This is a genomic window from Saccharothrix australiensis (genome assembly GCF_003634935.1).
GTDB lineage: Bacteria > Actinomycetota > Actinomycetes > Mycobacteriales > Pseudonocardiaceae > Actinosynnema > Actinosynnema australiense.
The window spans coordinates 1051435-1071004 of the sequence record NZ_RBXO01000001.1; the positions used below are offsets into that span (position 1 = coordinate 1051435).

Below are 19570 nucleotides of genomic sequence, written 5' to 3' on the forward strand. Positions count from 1 at the left end.
TCTCCCTAGGTGGCTCTCGGTGCGTGTCTGCCAGCGGGAAAGCCCTGGCTCCCGCCAGGTGTTGATACTAAGCCTCCGAGGACCGCTCGCCTTGCACGGCGGCAACCTGGCAGCCACCTCTGCGCTTCGCCAGGTACATCGCGGAGTCGGCTCGGGCGAGGGCTTGGTGGGCCGCCTCGCGGGGGCGCACCGAGATCACGCCCACCGAGAGGGTGACGCCGCGGGAGAGGTCGGAAGGCAGGTCCGCCACGGCTTCCACGGCTCGGGCGAGGGCCGCCTCGGCGGCGTAGAGGGGCGCGCCGGGCAGCAGCACGACGAACTCGTCGCCGCCGTACCGGGCGACCAGGTCGTCGCCGCGCAGGGCCTGCCGGAGTGTGCTCGCAATCACCCGAAGGACGTCGTCACCCTCCGCGTGCGAGTGCTTGTCGTTGACCACCTTGAACCCGTCCAGGTCGACCAGCGCGATCGCCATCGGGTGGGTCTGCGCGCTGATCAGCGCGCCGAGCCGGTCGTCGAGCGCCCGCCGGTTGGGCAGCCCGGTCAGCGGGTCCTGGAGCGCCTGCTGCGCGATCGCGCCGTGCGCGCGGGTCAGCCGTTCGTGGTCGCGCCGGGTGACGAGGGTGGCGGTGCGCGCCTCCTGCATCTGCCACAGCTCGACCTCCAGCGCGTCGGCGTAGCTCTGGAGCGCCGAGATGGTGTGCTCGCCGTGCGGGCCGGACAGCTTCGCGTACTCGCGCACCAGGCACAGCATCAGCGTCGGCTCGGACGTGTCGTTCGCCAGCCTGGTGCGGGCGTCGGCGAGCACCTGGAGCGCCTGCTGGGGCAGCTCCTCCAGCTCGAGGCACCGGGACAGCGCGATGGACACGATGATCAGCTCGCGGGCGTACATGGCCAGCTCGCGCAGCCGCCACAGCGGCGCGATGTGCTCCGGGCCGGGCTTGGCCAGCGCGTGCGACGCGCCGATGATCGGCACCTGCTCGGCGGCCGACCGGTCGCGGCGGCCGGGGTGCAGCGACTCGCGGAACGGGCCCTCGACGGCCTCGGAGATGGCGGCGGCGGTCGAGAACTTGGCCGCGGCCTCCTCCACGTTGCCCACCCGCTCCAGCCGCAGGCCCCAGCCGATCAGCATCCGGGCCCGGTTGGACAGGTGGAGGTAGATCAGGTGCGGCCCGGCGCTGTCGCGGATCGCGTTGTGCGCCCTGGCCAGCACCGCGTCGGCCATCTCGTAGACGCCCAGCTGGGTGAGCACCAGCCCGGTGGTCTGGAGCGCGCTGGCCAGCATCCGGTCCCAGGTGCGCTTGTCCAGCATCGGGTCCGGGGTGAGGTCCTCCTCCAGCATGGCCAGGCCGCTGGCGACCTCGGTCAGCGCCCGGTCCTCGTACCCGCCGAGCAGGTAGCGCCGCCCGCGCAGGGCGTGCGCCTCGGCCTCCAGCACGACCAGGCCGTGCCGCCGGGTGTGCGCGAGCAGCTCGTCGAGCATGGTGTCGGACAGGTCCACCAGGCCGGGCGTGACCAGCCGGACCACGGCCGCCGCGCGCAGGAGCTGGCCGACGATGCGCGGCTCGCCGCGGGCCTGCGCCTCGGCGAGCAGCTCGTCCACCGCGTGGCACGCGTCGAGCTGGTCGGAGAGGTGGCTGCTCTGGGCCACGGCCACGAGCTCGCTCGCGCGGCCGACCAGCCACGCGTCGGACATCTCGTGGAGCGCCGGCGCCACGTTGCCCTGCTCGTCGACCGCTTCCCCGTGCAGCGACTCTCACCCCCCAGGCAGACGCGAGGCGGCCGGGACCGGTAGGACTCGGCCGTTCTCGCTCCGCCACCAGGATTCGAACCTGGACCATCGGAACCAAAATCCGAGGTGCTGCCTTTACACCATGGCGGAACGGGCGGAGGTCTCCCTCTGCCGCGCGAACACATGTTGTCACGACTGCTCCCCGAAGGTCAGCACGACCGCACAACTGGCGGAAATCCGACGGTCACCCGATCATGACGCTGCGTGTTTCCGCAGGTCGCGGCGAGTCCGTCCGGGTGCCCGGCGGGCACGCGCGAGCGTGCGCGCGCCCGCGCGGGGATCGGCCCGACGGGAGACCGGCCCCGGTCGTGGCGCCGGGTGTGCCCGGCGGGGGTGAAGACCGCGTCCGGCGCCCCCGCCGTTCCGCCACGCGCTGTGACGGCGCGCTCGGGGCGCTCGCCCGATGCGGCGAGGTCGCGCCCCGCCCGGTAGTCCGCCGGGCGCGCGGGTACCCGGATGGGGTGCTCGGCGGGAACCGCACACGACGCCACGACCCCGGCCGCCCGGCGGCGGGTGGCTTCCGACGCGCGCGGGCGACGGGGGTCGGCGTCGACTCGGTGCGCGAGGCGCCGGGTGGCGTCCGAGCGCGGACGACGAGGGCGACGGGGGCGCGAACCCGTGTCCGCGGCCACAGGGTGATCCGGGACTCCTCTCGACACCGCCCGCCGTTCGCCCGTTCCGGTGAAACTCACGGGGGAGTCCGGGCGGTCGGGCCCGGCCGCCGCCCGAGGGGCGACGCGCCCGCGTCGCCGGCCACCGGTGCCCGCCCGACCAGCGGCGACGTCGTGCCGACCGGGCTCGGCGCCACCCCGAACCGGTGCCGACGGCGGCCGTACCGAGCCCGGTGCGGGGCCTGCCGCGGCGCACGCTGGCGTCACGTCCGCGTTCCTGAGAACACGCCATGAGTTTCCGCGCGGCTATGGCGGGACGAGGTTGACCTAACTTACGCTGCCGTAAGTTACGGTTCCGTAGGTAGCCCCCGAACAACCAAGAGGTACACGTATGACCAGCACCCTGGAGAGCAGGCCCACACCGCCCGGTCCGGACAAAGGACCGAAGCCGCTGACCGACGGCCGGCGCGGCCACGTGGAGCAATTGGGCGTCTACGTGTTCGTCATCGTGCCGTTCCTGGCGCTGATCGCGGCGGTGCCGTTCGCCTGGGGCTGGGGGCTGGGCTGGCTGGACGTGGCGCTGTTCGTCGCCTTCTACTACCTGTCCGGCCTGGGCGTGACCATCGGCTACCACCGGTACTTCACGCACGGCTCGTTCAAGGCCAACCGGGCGCTCAAGATCGCGCTCGCCATCGCGGGCAGCATGGCGCTCCAGGGCCCGGTGATCGTCTGGGTCGCCGACCACCGCCGCCACCACGCGTTCTCCGACCGCGAGGGCGACCCGCACTCGCCGTGGCTGTTCGGCTCCGGCCCCGTCGCCCTGGCCAAGGGCTTCTGGCACGCCCACATGGGCTGGCTGTTCGAGCGGGACAAGACCAACGCGCAGCGGTTCGCGCCCGACCTGCTGGCCGACGAGGACCTCGTCAAGGTCGACAAGCTGTTCTGGCTGTGGACCACGATCAGCCTGCTCGCGCCCGCCGCGCTGGGCGGCCTGATCACCATGTCGTGGGCGGGCGCGCTGTCCGCGTTCTTCTGGGCGGGCCTGGTGCGCGTCGCCTTCCTGCACCACGTCACCTGGTCGGTCAACTCGATCTGCCACATGGTCGGCGACCGCCCGTTCGCGGCGCGCGACCGCTCCGCCAACGTGTGGGCGCTGGCGATCCTGTCGTTCGGCGAGTCGTGGCACAACCTGCACCACGCCGACCCGACCTGCGCGCGGCACGGCGTGAAGCGCGGCCAGATCGACACCTCCGCGCGGTTGATCTGGCTGTTCGAGAAGCTCGGCTGGGCGCGCGACGTGCGCTGGCCCAACGCGCAGCGCCTCGCCCGGATCAGCGCGAAGAAGTAGCCCTTGACCCGCCCCTCGCCCACTCGGCGAGGGGCGGGTGTTTAGGGTGACCGGGATGGCGGGACGACGGCGCGCGGGCGACACCCCGGTCCCGCGCGTGCGGATGACCGGGAAGGAACGGCGCGAGCAGCTGCTGGACGTCGCTCGGGCGCTGTTCGCGGAGAAGGGTTTCGAGGTCACCTCGATCGAGGAGATCGCGCACCGGGCCGGTGTGTCCAAGCCCGTGGTCTACGAGCACTTCGGCGGCAAGGAAGGCATCTACGCGGTCGTGGTGGACCGCGAGATGCAGCACCTGATGGACCACATCGTCAACGCCCTGTCCGGCGGGCACCCGCGCGAACTGCTGGAGCAGGCCGCGTGCGCGCTGCTGGACTACATCGAGGGTTCGACGGACGGGTTCCGGATCCTCGTGCGCGACTCGCCGGTGGCCTCGTCGACCGGCACGTTCTCGTCGCTGCTCAACGACATCGCGTCGCAGGTCGAGTCGATCCTGGGCCTGCACTTCTCGCGGCAGGGCTACGACCGCAAGCTCGCGGCGCTCTACAGCCAGGCGCTGGTGGGCATGGTCGCGCTGACCGGCCAGTGGTGGCTGGAGGTGCGCAAGCCGAAGAAGGACGAGGTCGCCGCGCACCTGGTGAACCTGGCCTGGAAGGGCTTGTCCCACATGGACCACAAGCCCCGCCTGCGCACCCGCGGCTGAGCGTGCTCAGCCGCGGGTCACCTTGAGCACCTTGTCGTCGGCGCCGTTGGACGTGGTCAGGTAGAGGGCGTTGTCCGGTCCGAGCGCCGCGCCCCGCAGCCGCCCGTGCGTGCCGTCGAGCTGCTCCGGCACCGACACGGAGTGCACACCGCCCTCCGCCGTGACGGTGAACAGCAGCACCTTCGCGCCCTTGAGCGCGGTGACGGCCAGGACGCCGTTCAGGTCGCCCCACTCCTCGCCTTCGAGGAAGACCGCGTCGCAGACGGCCTCGGTCGGGCTGCCGGACGACCACACCGCGGGCACGGCGTCCGGGAAGCGCCCCAGGTCGGTCATGGGCACGTCCTCGTCGTAGTGGTCGACCGTGCCGCCCCGCGACGGGTCCCACCCGTAGTTGGCGCCGGGCTTGAGGACGTTCACCTCGTCGTCCACGTCGGGGCCGTGCTCGGCGGTGAGCACCAGCCCGTCCGAGCGGACCGCGATGCCCTGGACGTTGCGGTGGCCGCGGGTCAGCACGCCGCCCTCGCCGGTCGCGAGGTCGAGTTCGAGCACCTTGCCGCCGAGGCTGCCGCGGTCCTGGGCGACCTCCGGCCGGGCCGTGTCGCCGGTGCCGACGAGCAGCTTGCCGTTCGCGGCCAGGGCGAGCCGGCAGCCCGAGTGCCGCCCGCTCGGGTTGGCCGGGAGCCCGCCCCGGAGCGGGTCCCGCACGCGCGCGGCCTCCGCGCCGGTCAGCTCCCAGGTCACCAGCCGCACGTCCCGCGCGGTGTTGTGGCACGTGGTGAAGCGCCGGGTGCTCGCGAAGTCCGGGTGCACCACCAGGCCCATCAGCCCGCCCTCGCCGCGCGCCACGACGTCGCCGAGGTCGGCCCGCACCTCGGTCCGGCGGCCCCGGTCGACCAGCGCGAGCCGGCCCGGCCGCTCGGTGACCAGCAGCCGCCCGTCGGGCAGGAAGCCGACCTCCCAGGGGTGCGTCAGCCCGGTCGCGACCACCTCGACCCGGATCGCGCCCGGCGGACCGGCGTCGGGCGCGGTGCCGCCGGACGGGGCGTTCGAGCAGGCGGTGAGCAGCAACACGGCGGCGAACCCGACAACCCGGCGCATCCACCCAGGATGCCAAGCCCGGCGGGGGCGCGTGCCCCCGCCGGCCCGGCCGTTCGAGTGGCCTCCGGGGTCGCCGCCCGCGCTCCGCCCCCGACGCGGGGCGTCCCGGTCGAGCGGCTAATCCGCGCGCGGACCACCGGGGGGTGCCCGTAGGCTGGTGGCCGAGCACCCCTTCCGGTGGGCACAGGTCCCAGGCAGGGGTCTGTCGTCGTTGCCTCCGGGAGCCACTCAAATGCCCCAGCCCGGCCCGCTTTCCGGCCTGCTGACCGCCGTCCTGTCCGATAAAGCGCTCAGCGCCCTCGTCGACTCCCTCGGCGTGCCGTCGCTGGAGCTGGAGGGCGCGCCCGCCGCGCGGCCACTGGTCGCCGCCGCCCTGGCGCGCGAGACACCCGTGCTGGCCGTCACCGCCACCGGGCGGGAGGCGGACGAGCTGACCAACGTGCTGTGCGACCTCATCGGCCACGACGCGGTGGCGATCTTCCCCAGCTGGGAGACGCTGCCGCACGAGCGCCTGTCGCCGCGCGCCGACACGGTGGGCGCCCGGCTCCAGGTGCTGCGCCGGCTGCGGCACCCCGGCGACAACCCGCTGCGGGTCGTCGTGGCGACCGTGCGCAGCCTCATCCAGCCGATGGCGCCCGGCCTCGGCGACCTCGTGCCGGTCGACCTGGAGGTCGGCGGCGAGCACGACTTCGAGCAGCTGCTCACCCACCTCGCCCAGCTCGCCTACGTCCGCGTGGACATGGTGGAGAAGCGCGGCGAGTTCGCCGTCCGGGGCGGCATCCTCGACGTCTTCCCGCCCACGGCCGAGCACCCGCTGCGGGTCGAGTTCTGGGGCGACGAGGTCAGCGAGATCCGGCCGTTCTCGGTGGCCGACCAGCGGTCGCTGCCCCGCGAGGTGAGCGGGTTCACCGCGCCGCCGTGCCGGGAGCTGCTGCTCACCGACCGGGTGAAGGAGCGGGCCGCCGAGCTGGCCGTCGCGCACGAGTCGGACGCCCAGCTCGCCGAGATGCTGGAGAAGATCGCGAGCGGCATCCCGTCCGAGGGCATGGAGGCGCTGATCCCGGCGCTGTGCGAGGGCGAGCTGCAACTGCTCACCGACGTCGTCCCGGACGGCACGCACGTCGTCCTCAACGACCCCGAGAAGATCCGCGCCCGCGCCCACGACCTCGTGCGCACCGGCCAGGAGTTCCTGGAGGCGTCCTGGATGGCGGCGGCCGGCGGCGGCAAGGCGCCCATCGACCTCGGCGCGTCCGCCTACCGCAGCCTGGCCGACGTGGCGGACGCCGCCAGGGCCAAGGGCCGCCCGTGGTGGACGCTGAGCCAGTTGACCACCGAGGACTCCGACGTCGTGCGGCTGGAGTTCCAGCGCGTCGAGGCTTACCAGGGCGACATCGACCGGGCGTTCGCCGACCTGCGCGCGCACACCGCCGCCGGCGGCACGGCGGTCCTGGTGGTGCCCGGCGCGGGCACGGCGCAACGGGCCGTCGAGCAGCTGGCGGAGTCCGAGGTGCCCGCCGTGCCGGCCGAGACCCTGGTCGAACCGCCCCGCGCGGGCGCGGTCACGGTGGTGCGGGGCGCGCTGGAGGACGGGTTCGCGCTGCCGGACCTCGCGCTCGTGGTGCTCACCGAGACCGACCTGACCGGCGGGCGCGGCGGGACGTCCACGAAGGACATGCGCCGGATGCCGTCGCGCCGCCGCAACGCGGTGGACCCGCTGGCGCTGCGGCCCGGCGACTTCGTCGTGCACGAGCAGCACGGCATCGGCAAGTACGTCGAGATGGCGCAGCGCACCACCAAGGACACCACCGGCTCCACCACGACCCGCGAGTACCTGGTGCTGGAGTACGCCTCGTCCAAGCGCGGCCAGCCCGGCGACCGGCTGTTCGTGCCGACCGACCAGCTCGACGAGGTGTCGCGGTACGTCGGCGGCGAGCTGCCCACGCTGAACCGGCTCGGCGGCAGCGACTGGAAGAACACCAAGGCCAAGGCGCGCAAGGCGGTCAAGCAGATCGCGGCCGAGCTGGTGCAGCTCTACGCCGCCCGCCAGGCCGCGCCCGGCCACGCGTTCGCGCCGGACACCCCGTGGCAGCGCGAGCTGGAGGACGCCTTCCCGTTCACCGAGACCGTCGACCAGATGGCGGCGATCGACGAGGTGAAGGCCGACATGGAGCGCACGGTCCCGATGGACCGGGTGATCTGCGGCGACGTCGGCTACGGCAAGACGGAGATCGCCGTGCGCGCCGCGTTCAAGGCGGTGCAGGACGGCAAGCAGGTCGTGGTGCTGGTGCCGACGACCCTGCTCGCCCAGCAGCACCTGAACACCTTCCAGGAGCGGATGCGGGCGTTCCCGGTCAACGTCAAGGGCCTGTCCCGGTTCACCGACCCGGCGGAGGCCGAGCAGGTCGTCGCCGGTCTCGCCGACGGCGAGGTCGACGTCGTCATCGGCACGCACCGGCTGCTACAGAAGGGCCTGCGCTACAAGGACCTCGGCCTGGTGATCGTGGACGAGGAGCAGCGGTTCGGCGTCGAGCACAAGGAGCACATCAAGGCGCTGCGCACGCACGTCGACGTGCTCACCATGTCCGCGACGCCCATCCCGCGCACGCTGGAGATGTCGCTCGCGGGCATCCGGGAGATGTCCACGATCCTCACCCCGCCCGAGGAGCGGCACCCGATCCTGACCTACGTCGGCGCGTACGACGACAAGCAGGTCGCCGCGGCCATCCGCCGCGAGCTGCTGCGCGACGGCCAGGTGTTCTACGTGCACAACCGGGTGTCGACCATCGAGAAGGCCGCCCGCCGCATCCGCGAGCTGGTGCCGGAGGCCCGCGTGGTCACCGCGCACGGCCAGATGAACGAGGACAAGCTGGAGAAGATCATCCAGGGCTTCTGGGAACGCGAGTACGACGTGCTGGTGTGCACGACGATCGTCGAGACCGGCCTGGACATCTCCAACGCCAACACGCTCATCGTGGAGCGCGGCGACCTGCTCGGGCTGTCCCAGCTGCACCAGCTGCGCGGTCGGGTCGGCCGGGGCCGCGAACGCGGCTACGCCTACTTCCTGTACCCGCCGGAGTCCCCGCTGACCGAGACCGCGCACGACCGGCTCGCCACCATCGCGCAGAACACCGAGCTGGGCGCGGGCATGGCGGTCGCGATGAAGGACCTGGAGATCCGGGGCGCGGGCAACATCCTCGGCGCGGAGCAGTCCGGGCACATCGCGGGCGTCGGGTTCGACCTGTACGTCCGGCTGGTCGGCGAGGCCGTGGAGGCGTTCCGGCGGCACGCGGGCGCGGAGGCCGAGGGCGAGGAGGAGCTGGCCGAGGTCCGCGTCGACCTGCCGGTGGACGCGCACATCCCGCACGACTACGTGCCCGGCGAGCGGCTGCGGCTGGAGGCGTACCGGAAGATCGCGGCGGCGGGCGACGAGGCGGCGCTGCGCGCGGTGTGGGACGAGCTGAAGGACCGCTACGGCACCCCGCCGCTGCCGGTGGAGCGGCTGCTCGCGGTCGCCCGGTTCCGCCAGACCTGCCGGGCGCACGGCGTGACGGAGGTGGCGGTCCAGGGCCAGGTCATCCGGTTCGCGCCGCTGGAGCTGAAGGACTCCCAGCTGGTGCGGCTGCGCCGGCTGCACCCGAAGGCCGTCCACAAGCCCGCCACCCGGACGGTCTCCGTGCCGAGGCCGACGGAGGGAGCGGCCGGCGGCCGAATGGGCGCACCCCAGCTCCGCGACCAGGAACTGCTGGACTGGTGCGCGCGGTTCCTCGAATCCTTGGCGGGTACTCCCGTGAGCAGCGTCACGGGTTCGTGAGAGGCTAGCTCCCGTGAGGACTGTGCAGAGGCGCTTCACCCTGGTCGGCGCGGCCGTCGCACTGCTGGTGGCGGGCTGCGGCGCCGGCCCGAGCCAGGTCGGCTCGGCCGCGATCGTCGGTGACACCGTGATCCCGCTGGAGCGGGTCCAGCAGCGGCTGGACACCGTGCTGAAGAAGGAGCCCGAGGCCCGGAAGCTGCACGAGCAGCGCAAGCTCGACCAGGTGTCCCGCCAGCTCGTGACCCTGGGCGTGCAGCACGAGCTGATCGAGCGGGCGGCGCTCCGCGAGGGCGTCACCGTGTCCGAGGAGGCGGTGTCGGAGTCCGTGGAGAACGCGGGCGGCGCCGAGGTGGCCTCGCAGAACACGGTCTACGACGCGGCGACGTTCCGCGAGCGGGCCAAGGACCAGCTCCTGCTGGTCGAGCTGGCGCGCAAGTACGTGGACCGGATGGAAGTCACGTTCGACTACTTCTTCACCAAGGACAACGCCGACGCCGTCGAGAAGGCCAAGCAGGTCGCGGCCGACCCGGCGAAGATGGCCGAGTACGTCCGCTCCGGCCCGCAGGGCCCGGAGGGGCAGCAACTGGCCAAGGTCGGGCAGAAGGTCAGCTCCGCGGACTCGCCGCAGGCGGCCGGCTCGCCGCTGTTCGGCGTGGAGCCGGGCACCGTGGTGGCGTTCCCGCCGGACCCCGGCAGCGCGCAGTGGATCGTGGCGCACGTGACGGCCCGCGACGACGACAAGAAGAGCAGCGGCGAGTCGTCCACCGAGCAGCTGACGCCCCAGCTGCTGGAGCAGATCGGCCTGCGCCTGGTGCAGCGGCTCGCCGGCGAGCCGGAGATCCGCGTGAACCCGCGCTACGGCGTGTGGGACTCGACGGCGATCGCGCTGGCCGCGAGCGACAAGGAGCTGTCGGGCTTCCAGGCGCTCGTCCGCGAGCCCAGGCAGTGACCGGTACCCCGTGACGAACACCGTCGTACTGCTCGGCTCCCGCCACGACCCGGTGCTGCCCGCCGCCGCGCTGCCCGCCCTGCGGGCCGCGGCGGCGGTGTTCGCCTCGGACGACCTGGACCAGGAGTACTGGGTCGCCCTGGGCACGACACCCGTGACCGAGGTGGACGGCCCGGTCGTCTACCTGACCACCGATTTGGACGAGCCCTACGCCCGTGAGCTGGTGGCGGGCGGCGCGGCCGTGGTGCGCACCCCGCCGGGCACCGCGCTGGTCGGCGCGGTGTCGGTGATGGACCGCCTGCGGTCGCCCGGCGGGTGCCCGTGGGACGCCGAGCAGGACCACAAGTCGCTGCGCCAGTACCTGGTGGAGGAGACCTACGAGCTGCTGGAGGCGATCGAGGACGGCGACCGGGCCGCGCTGCGCGAGGAGCTGGGCGACGTGCTGCTCCAGGTGCTGTTCCACGCGCGGATCGCGGCCGAGCACGCCGAGCCGTTCGGCATCGACGAGGTGGCGGGCGACCTGGTCCGCAAGCTCGTCGGCAGGCACCCCCACGTGTTCGGGGGCGACGACCCGGCGGTCCGCGACGCGACCACCCAGCAGCACCGCTGGGAGGAGCTGAAGCAGGTCGAGAAGCAGCGCGAGTCCAGCGTGGACGGTGTGGCGACCGGGCAGCCGGCGGTGGCGCTGGCCGGGAAGCTGGCGCAGCGGACGGCCCGCGCCGGGCTCCCGGTGGACCTGCTGCCCGAGGGCGACGACACCGGTGCGACGCTGTTCGCGGTGGCGGCGCTGGCGAAGCTGGCCGGTGAGGACCCGGAGGGCGAGCTGCGGGCGGTGGCGCGGGCGTTCGAGTCGCGGGTGAGGGCGGCGGAGCGGGCGGCACGGGCGGCCGGTGTGACGTCGTTGACGGCCGAGGACTGGCGCGCCTATTGGCCCGCGTGAGCGGCCTCGAAGGCTTGCAGGGCCTCGGACACCTTGTCCACGAGGCGGCGCAGCGCCTCGGGCGTGCCGACGATCTCGAACTCCGGCAGGTTGCCGATCGCGAGCACGACGTCCTGCGGGTCGAGGCTCCACTCGATCTTGGTGTCCCGCAGGACGCGTGCCCAGAACTGCATCTCCGTGGTCGGCTTGCGCATGTCCACTCCTCTCGAAATTCCTGAGATAACCTTGGCAAGGACTAAGAATTCTCGATAGTCCACGTTTGGGTGAAGCCCTAGGCTGGCGGCATGGAGAGCAACGCGCGGGCGCGGACCCTCGGCGCGGAGTTGCGGGACCTGCGCAAGGCCAAGCGCGTGCGCATGATCCAGCTGGAGCAGCAGGTCGGGATCAGCAAGAGCATGCTCAGCCGCATCGAGCGCGGTGAGCGCCTGGCGGGTGAGACCGAGGTGGCCACGATCCTCGGCGCGCTGGGCGTGGTGGGTTCGAAGCGGCGTGAGCTGCTGGCGCTGGCGCGGGAGGCGGCCCGGTCGAACTGGCTGGCCACCGGTTCCGGTCTGCCGCAACAGCTCAAGGCGTTGATCGAGTACGAGCGGGTGTCGGTTTCCATCACCGATGTCGCGTCGTTGCTCGTTCCGGGCCTGCTCCAAACGCCCGACTACATCCGCGCGATCATGACCGAGGGCGGCCTTCCGCACGCCGAAGCCGAGGAGCGCCTTCGCCTCCGACTGGAGCGCCAGAAGGTGCTCACCCGCGAGAACCCGGTGCGGTACCTCGCGGTCATCGACGAGTTCGTCCTGCGCCGGCCGGTCGGCGGTCGGTCGGTGATGGCGGCCCAAGCACGTCACCTGCTCGCGCTGGCCGAGCTGGAGAACGTGACCATCCGAGTGGTCCCTGGGGATCGCGGTTGGCACTCGGGCCTCTACGGGTCCTTCGAGATGTTGGAGACGGTGCGGACCAGTCCGGTGGTGCACCTCGAACACCTGCGCTCAAGTCTGTTGCTCGACAAGCTCCAGGACGTGCAGGCTTATGTCGACATGAAGCCCACGTTGTTGGCCGCGACGGCCAACGCCGAGGACTCCACGGCCTTGATCCGGAAGTGTGCTGAGCGCCTGGAAGGGCAGGAGACGTGACGACCTGGCGGAAGTCCAGCCGCAGCACGACCGAGACGAACTGCGTCGAGGTCGCCCACTTGAGGGAGCGGGTCGCGGTGCGTGACTCGAAGAATCGGACCGGGGCGGTGCTGGTTTTCCCGGCTTCGTCCGCCCGGAGTTTCCTCCGCCTGCTTGGGCGGGCTTGATCCCCGGCGGCACCCCGGCGCGCTAACGTCGATCACGTGACGGAACCCGCCTACCTTCGTTTCCCCCACCTGCACGGCGACCTGGTCACCTTCGTGGCCGAGGACGACGTGTGGCTGGCTCCCCTCGCCGGCGGCCGGGCCTGGCGGGTGACCGCCGACCAGGCGCCCGTGTCGTCGCCCCGGTTCGACCCGTCCGGCACGCGGCTGGCCTGGGCCAGTCGCCGCGACGGCGCCCCCGAGGTGCACCTCGCGCCCGTCGCCGGTGGCGAGGCCACCCGCCTCACCCACTGGGGCAGCGTGACGACCGGCGTGCGCGGGTGGACCCGGCAGGGCGAGGTCGTGGCCACCACGTCCGCGGGCGAGGCGACCCGGACGCGGCGGTGGGCCTACGCGCTGCCCGTGGACGGCGGGCCGCCGCGCCGGCTGCCCTACGGCTGGGTCGGCGACGTCGACCACGGGCCGTCCGGCGAGGTCGTCGTGACCTCGATGTACGGCAAGGACCCGGCCTACTGGAAGCGGTACCGGGGCGGCTCGGCGGGTCGCCTGTGGGTCGACCTGACCGGTGACGGCGAGTTCACCCGCATCCTGCCCGAGCTGACCTCGTCGCTGCACGCGCCGATGTGGGTGGGCGGGCGGCTGGCGTTCCTGTCCGACCACGACGGTGTCGGCAGCGTCTACTCCGTGCTGCCCGACGGGTCCGACCTGCGCCGCCACACCGAGCAGGAGTTCTACGCCCGGTGCGCGACCACGGACGGTGAGCGGGTCGTCTACCAGCTCGCGGGCGACCTGTGGCTGCTCGACGGCCTGGACGCCGCGCCGCGCAAGCTCGACATCTCCCTCGGCGGACCGCGCACCGCCACCCGCCCGCAGCCGGTCCCGTCGCGTCCCGACGACTTCCACCCGGACAAGACCGGCCGCGCCAGCGTGGTCGAGGTGCGCGGCACGGTGCACTGGGTGACCCACCGTGACGGTCCCGTGCGAGCTTTGGCCGAGCAGCCCGGCGTCCGGGCCCGCCTGCCGCGCGTGGTCGGCGACGGCGTGGTCTGGGTGACCGACGCCGACGGCGAGGAGGGGCTGGAGTTCGCGCCGGTCGGCGGGGTCGAGCCGGGCAACGCCCCGCGCCGCGTCGCGGTCGGCAAGCTCGGGCGGGTGCTGGAGCTGGAGGTCGCGCCGGACGGCAGGCGGCTGGCCGTCGCCACGCACGACGGGCGGCTCCTGCTGGTCGAGGTCGAGTCCGGCGAGGTGCGCGAGGTGCTGCGGGGCGCGAACCCCCACGTGTCCGACCTGGTCTTCTCACCCGACTCGAACTGGCTGGCGTGGTCCCACCCCGGACCGGGCCCGTTGCGGCACATCAGGATGACGAACACGACCGACCTGTCCGTGGTGGACGTGACGCCGCTGCGGTTCGCGGACTTCGCGCCGACGTTCACCGAGGACGGCCGGTACCTGGCGTTCCTGTCGGTCCGCACGTTCGACCCGGTGTACGACGCGCACGTGTTCGACCTGTCGTTCCCGACCGGCTGCCGCCCGTTCCTGCTGCCGCTGGCGGCGACGACGCCCTCGCCGTTCGACCCGCTGCGACTGGGCCGCCCGGTCGGCGACGACGACAAGGACAAGGACAAGGAGAAGGAGCACGACGAGAACCCGATCACCGTCGTCGACCTGGACGGCCTGGCCGACCGGCTGGTGCCGGTGCCGGTCGCGGCGTCGGGCTACTCGGCGCTGGTCGCCGCCAAGGGCGGGTTGCTGTGGCTGCGGAGCCCGTTGCGCGGTGTCCTCGGCGACACCCTGCCGACGCCGTCGGCGCGGGCGCCGCGGTCGGTGCTGGAGCGGTTCGACCTCGCGAAGTCGCGGACGGACGTGCTGGTGGACGGGCTGGACGCGTTCGCGGTGACCGGCGACGGGCAGCGGATCGTCGTGCTGGACGGCGCGGACCTGCGGGTCGTGCCGTCGGACCGGAAGGTCGACGCGGACGACCAGGACTCGATCGACGTCGACCTGTCCCGCGTGCGGGTCGTGGTGGACCGGGCCGCCGAGTGGCGGCAGTCCTACGCCGAGGCGGGCCGGCTGATGCGGGACCTGTTCTGGCGCACCGACATGGGCGGGGTGGACTGGGCCGGCGTGCTGGACCGCTACCGGCCGCTGGTGGACCGGCTGGGCAGCTACTCCGACCTGGTGGACCTGCTGTGGGAGGTGCAGGGCGAGCTGGGCACGTCCCACGCGTACGTGATGCCGCGCGGCGGCCCGTACGGGCGCAAGGTCGGCCTGCTCGGTGCGGACCTGGAGCGGGACGAGTCGGGCGCGTGGCGGGTCACGCGGGTGATCCCCGGCGAGACGTCCGACCCGGCGGCCCGGTCGCCGCTGGCCGCGCCCGGCGTCGCGGTGCGCGCGGGCGACGCGGTCCTCGCCGTCGACGGCCGGGTGGTCGACCCGCTGACCGGGCCCGCGCCGCTGCTGGTCGGCACGGCGGGCAAGCCGGTGGAGCTGACCGTGCGGCCGGGTGGCGGCGGCGAGCCGCGCCGGGTCGTGGTCGTGCCGCTGGCGGACGACGAGCCGCTGCGCTACCACGCGTGGGTGGCGGACCGGCGGGCGCGGACGCACGAGCTGTCCGAGGGGCGCGTCGGCTACCTGCACGTGCCGGACATGATGGGTGCGGGCTGGGCGCAGCTGCACCGCGACCTGCGGGTGGAGCTGGCGCGCGAGGCCGTCGTGCTGGACGTGCGGGAGAACGGCGGCGGGCACACGTCGCAGCTGGTGGTGGAGAAGCTGGCGCGCAAGATCATCGGCTGGTCGGTGGCGCGCGGCTACACGACGTCCGAGAGCTACCCGGCGGACGCGCCGCGCGGGCCGGTGGTGGCGATCGCGGACGAGTTCGCGGGGTCCGACGGCGACATCGTGAACGTGGCCATCAAGGAGCTGGGCATCGGTCCGGTGGTCGGCGTGCGGACGTGGGGCGGCGTGATCGGGATCGACATGCAGTTCGACCTGGTCGACGGGACGGTGGTCACGCAGCCCCGGTACGCGTCCTGGTTCGCCGGGCACGGGTGGGGCGTGGAGAACCACGGCGTCGACCCGGACGTCGAGGTGGTGATGACGCCGCAGGACCGCGTGGCGGGCCGCGACCCGCAGTTGGACACGGCGGTGCGGCTGGCGCTGGAGGCGTTGGAGACGCGGCCGGCGGCCGTGCCGCCGGAGCTGCCGCCGCTGGCCTGACGGGGCGCCGTGACCGCGCACCGGGTGGGCGCTCGACCCTCTCGGGTGCGCGGTCACGGTTGACGGCGACCGTTGCCACTGCGACCGGAGCCACTGCGACCGTTGCCACCGTGGACCGGAGCCGCTGTGGCCCGCTGACCAGCGGCTTCGTCTGGTGCGTCCGGGTGCGTCGCCCTGTTCCGCCCGGGTACGTCCGAATTGCACGTAGCCTGGGGCCGTGGTCGTCCCACCGCCCCCCAAAACGACACCCCGCCCGCCGGCGCGCGGTCGCGTCGGCAACCTCGTCGGCCGGCTGGCGCTGGTCGCGCTCCTGCTCGCCGTCGTGGCAGGCGGCGCGTGGGCGTTGGGCGTGCTCAACCGCCGTGCCGCGCTGACCGCGGACGACCCGCCGTTCCCCGTGCCGTTCCAGGAGGTCGAGCCGGGCTCGGCGGCGCCGGGCACGGCGGGCGAGGTGCCGCCCCGGGCGTCGCCGGGAGGCGAGATCGCCGCCGCCGAGCCGCTGACCGCGTGGGCGGCGGACGTGTCGAGCAAGACCGACATCCCGGCCCGCGCCCTGCGGGCGTACGCGATCGCCGAGCTGGTGACGCGGTCGACGCAGCCGGGGTGCCGCGTGTCGTGGGCGACGCTGGCCGGCATCGGGCGCGTCGAGTCGCACCACGGCACCATCGGCGGCCGGAAGCTGGGCGAGGACGGGCGGCCGTCCAAGCCGATCATCGGCATCCCGCTGGACGGCGGCCCCGGCGTGAAGGCGATCCCGGACACCGACGGCGGCGCCCTCGACGGCGACCGGACGTGGGACCGGGCCGTGGGCCCGATGCAGTTCATCCCGACGACGTGGGCGCGCTACGCGACCAGGGCGAACGGCGACGGCAACCCGCCGGACCCGCAGAACGTCGACGACGCGGCCCTGGCCGCCGCCCGCTACCTGTGCTCGTCCGGCGGCGACCTGGGCACCGGTCAGGGCTGGTGGGCGGCGGTGATGGCGTACAACAACTCGGTGGAGTACGGCCGGAACGTGTTCAGCGGGGCGGACGCCTTCGCGCGCGCTGTGGTGAATTGACCTGTGTCGGCGGGGAGCGGGGGAAGAGCTGGAGCGGGGCGGGAGCGGGGCGGGAGCGGGGCGGGAGCGGGGCGGGAGCGGGGCGGGATCGGGCGGGAGCGGTTGGGCAGGGCGTAGAGCTGTGTTTGATTTGCCGCTCCTCCGTCGCGGCGGCTCGGCCGCCCTGTGGTCGGGTCGTCGCGCCTGATTTCCCGCCGATCTAAAAGCGTGATCGGCGGGAAATGAGGCGCGACAACCCGACGGCGGCCTCGCGGTGCCGGGGCGGGGCGGGGCGGGCAGGGCGGGGCGGGGCGGGGCGGGGCGGGGGAGCGGGTGGGGGCGCGGGGGCGGTCAGTTTCCGCGTTCTACGGCTATGCGGGCGCTTACCTCGCCCAGCGCTTCCTGGTACTCGGGGGTCGGGTTCATCGCCGCCGCCATCCGCAGTTGGGCCAGTGCCTCGGGCAGGCGGCTCTGCCGTTGCAGGGTCCGGCCCAGGGCGAACCGGGCGTAGTAGTCGCTCGGGTCCAGCTCCAGCACCTTGCGGAACGCCTCCTCGGCTCTCTTCAGCTGCGCCGAACCGAGGTAGGCGCGGCCCGCCAGCAGTTGGACGCTCGGCTCGTCCGGCGCCGCGTCGAGCACGACTCGCAGCTCGCGCAGCGCCTCCAGCGGGCGGCGGTCCGCGAGCAGCGCCTCGGCTCGGCGGAACGCCTCGAAGGTGCTGTCCGTCATGGTCCGATCAACGCTACCGGCGCGCCCGGTAGTCCATCAGCAGCCGACCGGATGACGGGACGCGTCCCACTCCGTGACCAACCGCTCCAGCACCGGCCTGATCGACTCGGGTTGCTCCACGTGGGCGTTGTGCCCGACCCCGGCCAGCACCATTCCACCCGGTGTCGCGGCGAGCAGGTCGCCGGGCGGGCACAGCGGGTCGGTCTCGCCGGTGGCCAGGAGCACCGGCGCGCGGGACGCCGCCAGCAGGCCCGCCACGTCCGGCGCGCCCACCCCGAACGCCGCCGGGTCCAGCGCCGCGCGCCACCCGCCCGGCGTCTCCGCCACGCCGTGCGCGAGCGGCACGCCGGCCAGCCGGGCGGCCCAGCCGGCGGCCTCGTCCGGCGTGGGGAAGACCTTCGCGGGCCGACCGGCGACCGCCCGCGCCCGCGCCAGCTCGTCCGCCGACCACCGCAGCTTGACGCCCACGCCCGCCACCGCCGCGACCTCCACCGCGAACCAGCCGCTGGCCAGCGCCAACGCCACCGCACCGCCCAGCGAGTGGCCCAGCACCGCCACCGGTCCGGGCGGCACGACCGCCGCGACCGCCGCCGCGAACGAGCCGAACGAGTAGCGCTCCAGCGGCGTCGACCGGCCGTGGCCGGGCAGGTCGACCGCCAGCCACGAGCCCGGCCAGTGCGGCGTCACGCCCCGCCACACCTCGGCCGTCGCGCCCAGGCCGTGCAGGAGGACCAGGAGCGGTCCGGAACCACCGCGCTCCACGTGGATCACGCCAGAATCCTCCCATGCCCAGTGACGTCGAGGTCATCGTCGACCCGGACACCTACACCCGCGGCGTGCCGCACGACGCGCTCACCCGGTTGCGGGACGCCGGCGTGGTCCGCGCGGGCGGTTTCGTGGGCGTGTTCCGGCACGCCGACGTGCGGACCGTCCTCCGCCGCCCGCAGGTGTTCTCCTCCTGGCTGGGCGGCACCCAGCTCCGCGACCCGGCCACGCCGGGTGACCTGGCCTACGTGCGGCGGATGATGCTCAACACCGACCCGCCCGAGCACACCCGCCTGCGCGGCCTGCTGACCAAGGCGTTCACCCCGCGCGCCGTCGCGGCGCTGGAGGCGAGGATCGCGCGCTGGGCCCGCGAGCTGGTCGCGCCGCTGGCCGACGGCGAGCCGAGGGACTTCACCGCGCTCGCGGCCGACCTGCCGCTGCGCACGCTGGCCGAGGTGTTCGGCGTGCCGCACCGCGACCGGGCGCTGATGTACGACTGGAGCAACCGCGTGATCGGCTACCAGGACGCCGACTACGCGCACAGCTCCAGCGACACCACCGGCATGTCGGAGATGGCGCTGCGGGCGCTGGCGCTGCGGCCCGACCCGCAGCCCGACCCGAGGGCGCGCGGCGGGATGCCCGACCTCTACGCCTACGCGCACGCGCTGGGCGAGCTGAAGCGCCGCGAGCCGGGCGACGACGTGATGAGCAACCTCATGCGCCACGACGTGGCCGTGGAGGAGTTCGAAACGCTGTTCTGGCTGTTCTCCGTCGCCGGCAACGAGACCGTCCGCAACGGCATCCCCGGCGGCCTGATCGCCCTCCTGCGGCACCCCGACCAGTACGCCCTGCTCAAGCGGGACCGCGCCCTGCTGCCGGGCGCGGTGGAGGAGATGCTGCGCTGGTGGACGCCGGTCATGCACTTCCGGCGCACGGCGGCGGCGGACACCGAGCTGGCCGGCGCGGGGATCCGGCGGGGCGAGAAGGTGGTCGTCTGGTTCAGCTCGGCAAACCGCGACGAGCGCGTGTTCACCGAACCGCACCGGTTCGACGTCACCCGCGCCGCCGGCGAGCACCTGTCGTTCGGGCACGGGCCGCACTTCTGCCTCGGCGCGCACCTCGCCCGCGTCCAGCTGCGGGCGCTGTTCGACGCCGTGCTCGACCTGCCCGGCCCGCTGGTGCCCGCGGGCGGGCCGACCAGGCTCCGGTCGAACTTCCAGAACGGGGTCAAGAGCCTGCCGGTGCGCCACCAACTACGCTCGTGACCGTAGAAGAGATGGTCTG

Annotated in this window: 15 protein-coding genes and 1 tRNA gene; 10 read left to right on the forward strand and 6 right to left on the reverse strand. The window is 73.6% G+C overall.

What is annotated here, in order from left to right:
* Window positions 1–67: 67 nt before the first annotated feature.
* Both C8E97_RS05100 and C8E97_RS05105 read right to left on the reverse strand, forming a co-directional pair.
* On the reverse strand, window positions 68–1714 hold the full coding sequence (locus tag C8E97_RS05100; protein ID WP_121002102.1) for a GGDEF domain-containing protein: 1647 nt from the start codon (window positions 1712–1714) through the stop codon (window positions 68–70).
* Between the two features lie 94 nt (window positions 1715–1808).
* Window positions 1809–1879, reverse strand: a tRNA-Gln gene (locus tag C8E97_RS05105).
* Between the two features lie 912 nt (window positions 1880–2791).
* On the opposite strand from C8E97_RS05105, the gene C8E97_RS05115 reads away from it, so the two are divergent.
* The gene (locus C8E97_RS05115; RefSeq protein ID WP_121002106.1) at window positions 2792–3748 is read left to right on the forward strand and encodes an acyl-CoA desaturase; all 957 of its coding nucleotides are present in this window, start codon (window positions 2792–2794) and stop codon (window positions 3746–3748) included.
* Between the two features lie 103 nt (window positions 3749–3851).
* Window positions 3852–4448 carry a TetR/AcrR family transcriptional regulator gene (locus tag C8E97_RS05120; protein WP_170212091.1) on the forward strand — a complete coding sequence of 199 codons (597 nt, stop codon included), beginning with the start codon at window positions 3852–3854 and terminating at the stop codon, window positions 4446–4448.
* A 6-nt stretch (window positions 4449–4454) separates the two neighbouring features.
* On the opposite strand, the gene C8E97_RS05125 is transcribed toward C8E97_RS05120, so the two are convergent.
* Window positions 4455–5546, reverse strand: a complete 1092-nt coding sequence (locus C8E97_RS05125; protein WP_121002110.1) for a PQQ-dependent sugar dehydrogenase — start codon at window positions 5544–5546, stop codon at window positions 4455–4457.
* Between the two features lie 232 nt (window positions 5547–5778).
* Between C8E97_RS05125 and mfd the strand changes: the two genes are divergently transcribed.
* Genes mfd through C8E97_RS05140 form a run of 3 tightly spaced genes read left to right on the forward strand, consistent with a single transcriptional unit; the run spans window position 5779 to window position 11246 of the window.
* Window positions 5779–9357, forward strand: a complete 3579-nt coding sequence (gene mfd, locus C8E97_RS05130; RefSeq protein WP_121002112.1) for a transcription-repair coupling factor — start codon at window positions 5779–5781, stop codon at window positions 9355–9357.
* A gap of 13 nt (window positions 9358–9370) precedes the next feature.
* A complete protein-coding gene (locus tag C8E97_RS05135) occupies window positions 9371–10306 on the forward strand; it encodes a SurA N-terminal domain-containing protein (RefSeq protein WP_121002114.1) in 936 nt (311 codons plus the stop codon).
* Between the two features lie 10 nt (window positions 10307–10316).
* Complete coding sequence (locus C8E97_RS05140) at window positions 10317–11246, forward strand: nucleoside triphosphate pyrophosphohydrolase (protein ID WP_121002116.1); 930 nt, start codon at window positions 10317–10319, stop codon at window positions 11244–11246.
* On the opposite strand, the gene C8E97_RS05145 is transcribed toward C8E97_RS05140, so the two are convergent.
* Window positions 11231–11440: a hypothetical protein gene (locus C8E97_RS05145; protein WP_121002118.1), complete on the reverse strand. Its 210-nt coding sequence runs from the start codon at window positions 11438–11440 to the stop codon at window positions 11231–11233. The two genes, C8E97_RS05140 and C8E97_RS05145, sit on opposite strands and share 16 nt — an antisense overlap.
* Before the next feature lie 90 nt (window positions 11441–11530).
* On the opposite strand from C8E97_RS05145, the gene C8E97_RS05150 reads away from it, so the two are divergent.
* The 4 genes from C8E97_RS05150 (at window position 11531) to C8E97_RS05165 (ending at window position 16813) form a co-directional block, all read left to right on the forward strand.
* Window positions 11531–12373, forward strand: coding sequence for a helix-turn-helix domain-containing protein (locus tag C8E97_RS05150; protein WP_121002120.1), 843 nt, complete (start codon window positions 11531–11533; stop codon window positions 12371–12373).
* On the forward strand, window positions 12370–12540 hold the full coding sequence (locus C8E97_RS05155) for a DUF397 domain-containing protein (protein WP_121002122.1): 171 nt from the start codon (window positions 12370–12372) through the stop codon (window positions 12538–12540). Before C8E97_RS05150 ends, C8E97_RS05155 begins: the two co-directional genes overlap by 4 nt.
* Window positions 12541–12576: 36 nt before the next feature.
* Window positions 12577–15753, forward strand: a complete 3177-nt coding sequence (locus tag C8E97_RS05160) for a S41 family peptidase (protein ID WP_121002124.1) — start codon at window positions 12577–12579, stop codon at window positions 15751–15753.
* Between the two features lie 217 nt (window positions 15754–15970).
* Window positions 15971–16813, forward strand: coding sequence for a lytic transglycosylase domain-containing protein (locus tag C8E97_RS05165; RefSeq protein WP_121002126.1), 843 nt, complete (start codon window positions 15971–15973; stop codon window positions 16811–16813).
* Window positions 16814–17143: 330 nt separating this feature from the next.
* Here C8E97_RS05165 and C8E97_RS05170 read toward each other — a convergent pair whose 3' ends face one another.
* Complete coding sequence (locus C8E97_RS05170) at window positions 17144–17521, reverse strand: tetratricopeptide repeat protein (protein ID WP_121002128.1); 378 nt, start codon at window positions 17519–17521, stop codon at window positions 17144–17146.
* 36 nt (window positions 17522–17557) lie between these two features.
* Window positions 17558–18292, reverse strand: a complete 735-nt coding sequence (locus C8E97_RS05175) for an alpha/beta fold hydrolase (RefSeq protein WP_121002130.1) — start codon at window positions 18290–18292, stop codon at window positions 17558–17560.
* Between the two features lie 14 nt (window positions 18293–18306).
* On the opposite strand from C8E97_RS05175, the gene C8E97_RS05180 reads away from it, so the two are divergent.
* Window positions 18307–19551: a cytochrome P450 gene (locus C8E97_RS05180; protein WP_121002132.1), complete on the forward strand. Its 1245-nt coding sequence runs from the start codon at window positions 18307–18309 to the stop codon at window positions 19549–19551.
* Window positions 19552–19570 lie beyond the last annotated feature (19 nt).

Excerpts from the sequence above, each read along its gene's own strand:
- C8E97_RS05115 (WP_121002106.1), top strand. The coding sequence starts at position 2,792 with ATGACCAGCACCCTGGAGAGCAGGCCCACACCGCCCGGTCCGGACAAA.
- C8E97_RS05125 (WP_121002110.1), bottom strand. The coding sequence starts at position 5,546 with ATGCGCCGGGTTGTCGGGTTCGCCGCCGTGTTGCTGCTCACCGCCTGC.
- C8E97_RS05170 (WP_121002128.1), bottom strand. The coding sequence starts at position 17,521 with ATGACGGACAGCACCTTCGAGGCGTTCCGCCGAGCCGAGGCGCTGCTC.
- mfd (WP_121002112.1), top strand. The coding sequence starts at position 5,779 with ATGCCCCAGCCCGGCCCGCTTTCCGGCCTGCTGACCGCCGTCCTGTCC.
- C8E97_RS05145 (WP_121002118.1), bottom strand. The coding sequence starts at position 11,440 with ATGCGCAAGCCGACCACGGAGATGCAGTTCTGGGCACGCGTCCTGCGG.
- C8E97_RS05120 (WP_170212091.1), top strand. The coding sequence starts at position 3,852 with ATGACCGGGAAGGAACGGCGCGAGCAGCTGCTGGACGTCGCTCGGGCG.
- C8E97_RS05150 (WP_121002120.1), top strand. The coding sequence starts at position 11,531 with ATGGAGAGCAACGCGCGGGCGCGGACCCTCGGCGCGGAGTTGCGGGAC.
- C8E97_RS05180 (WP_121002132.1), top strand. The coding sequence starts at position 18,307 with ATGCCCAGTGACGTCGAGGTCATCGTCGACCCGGACACCTACACCCGC.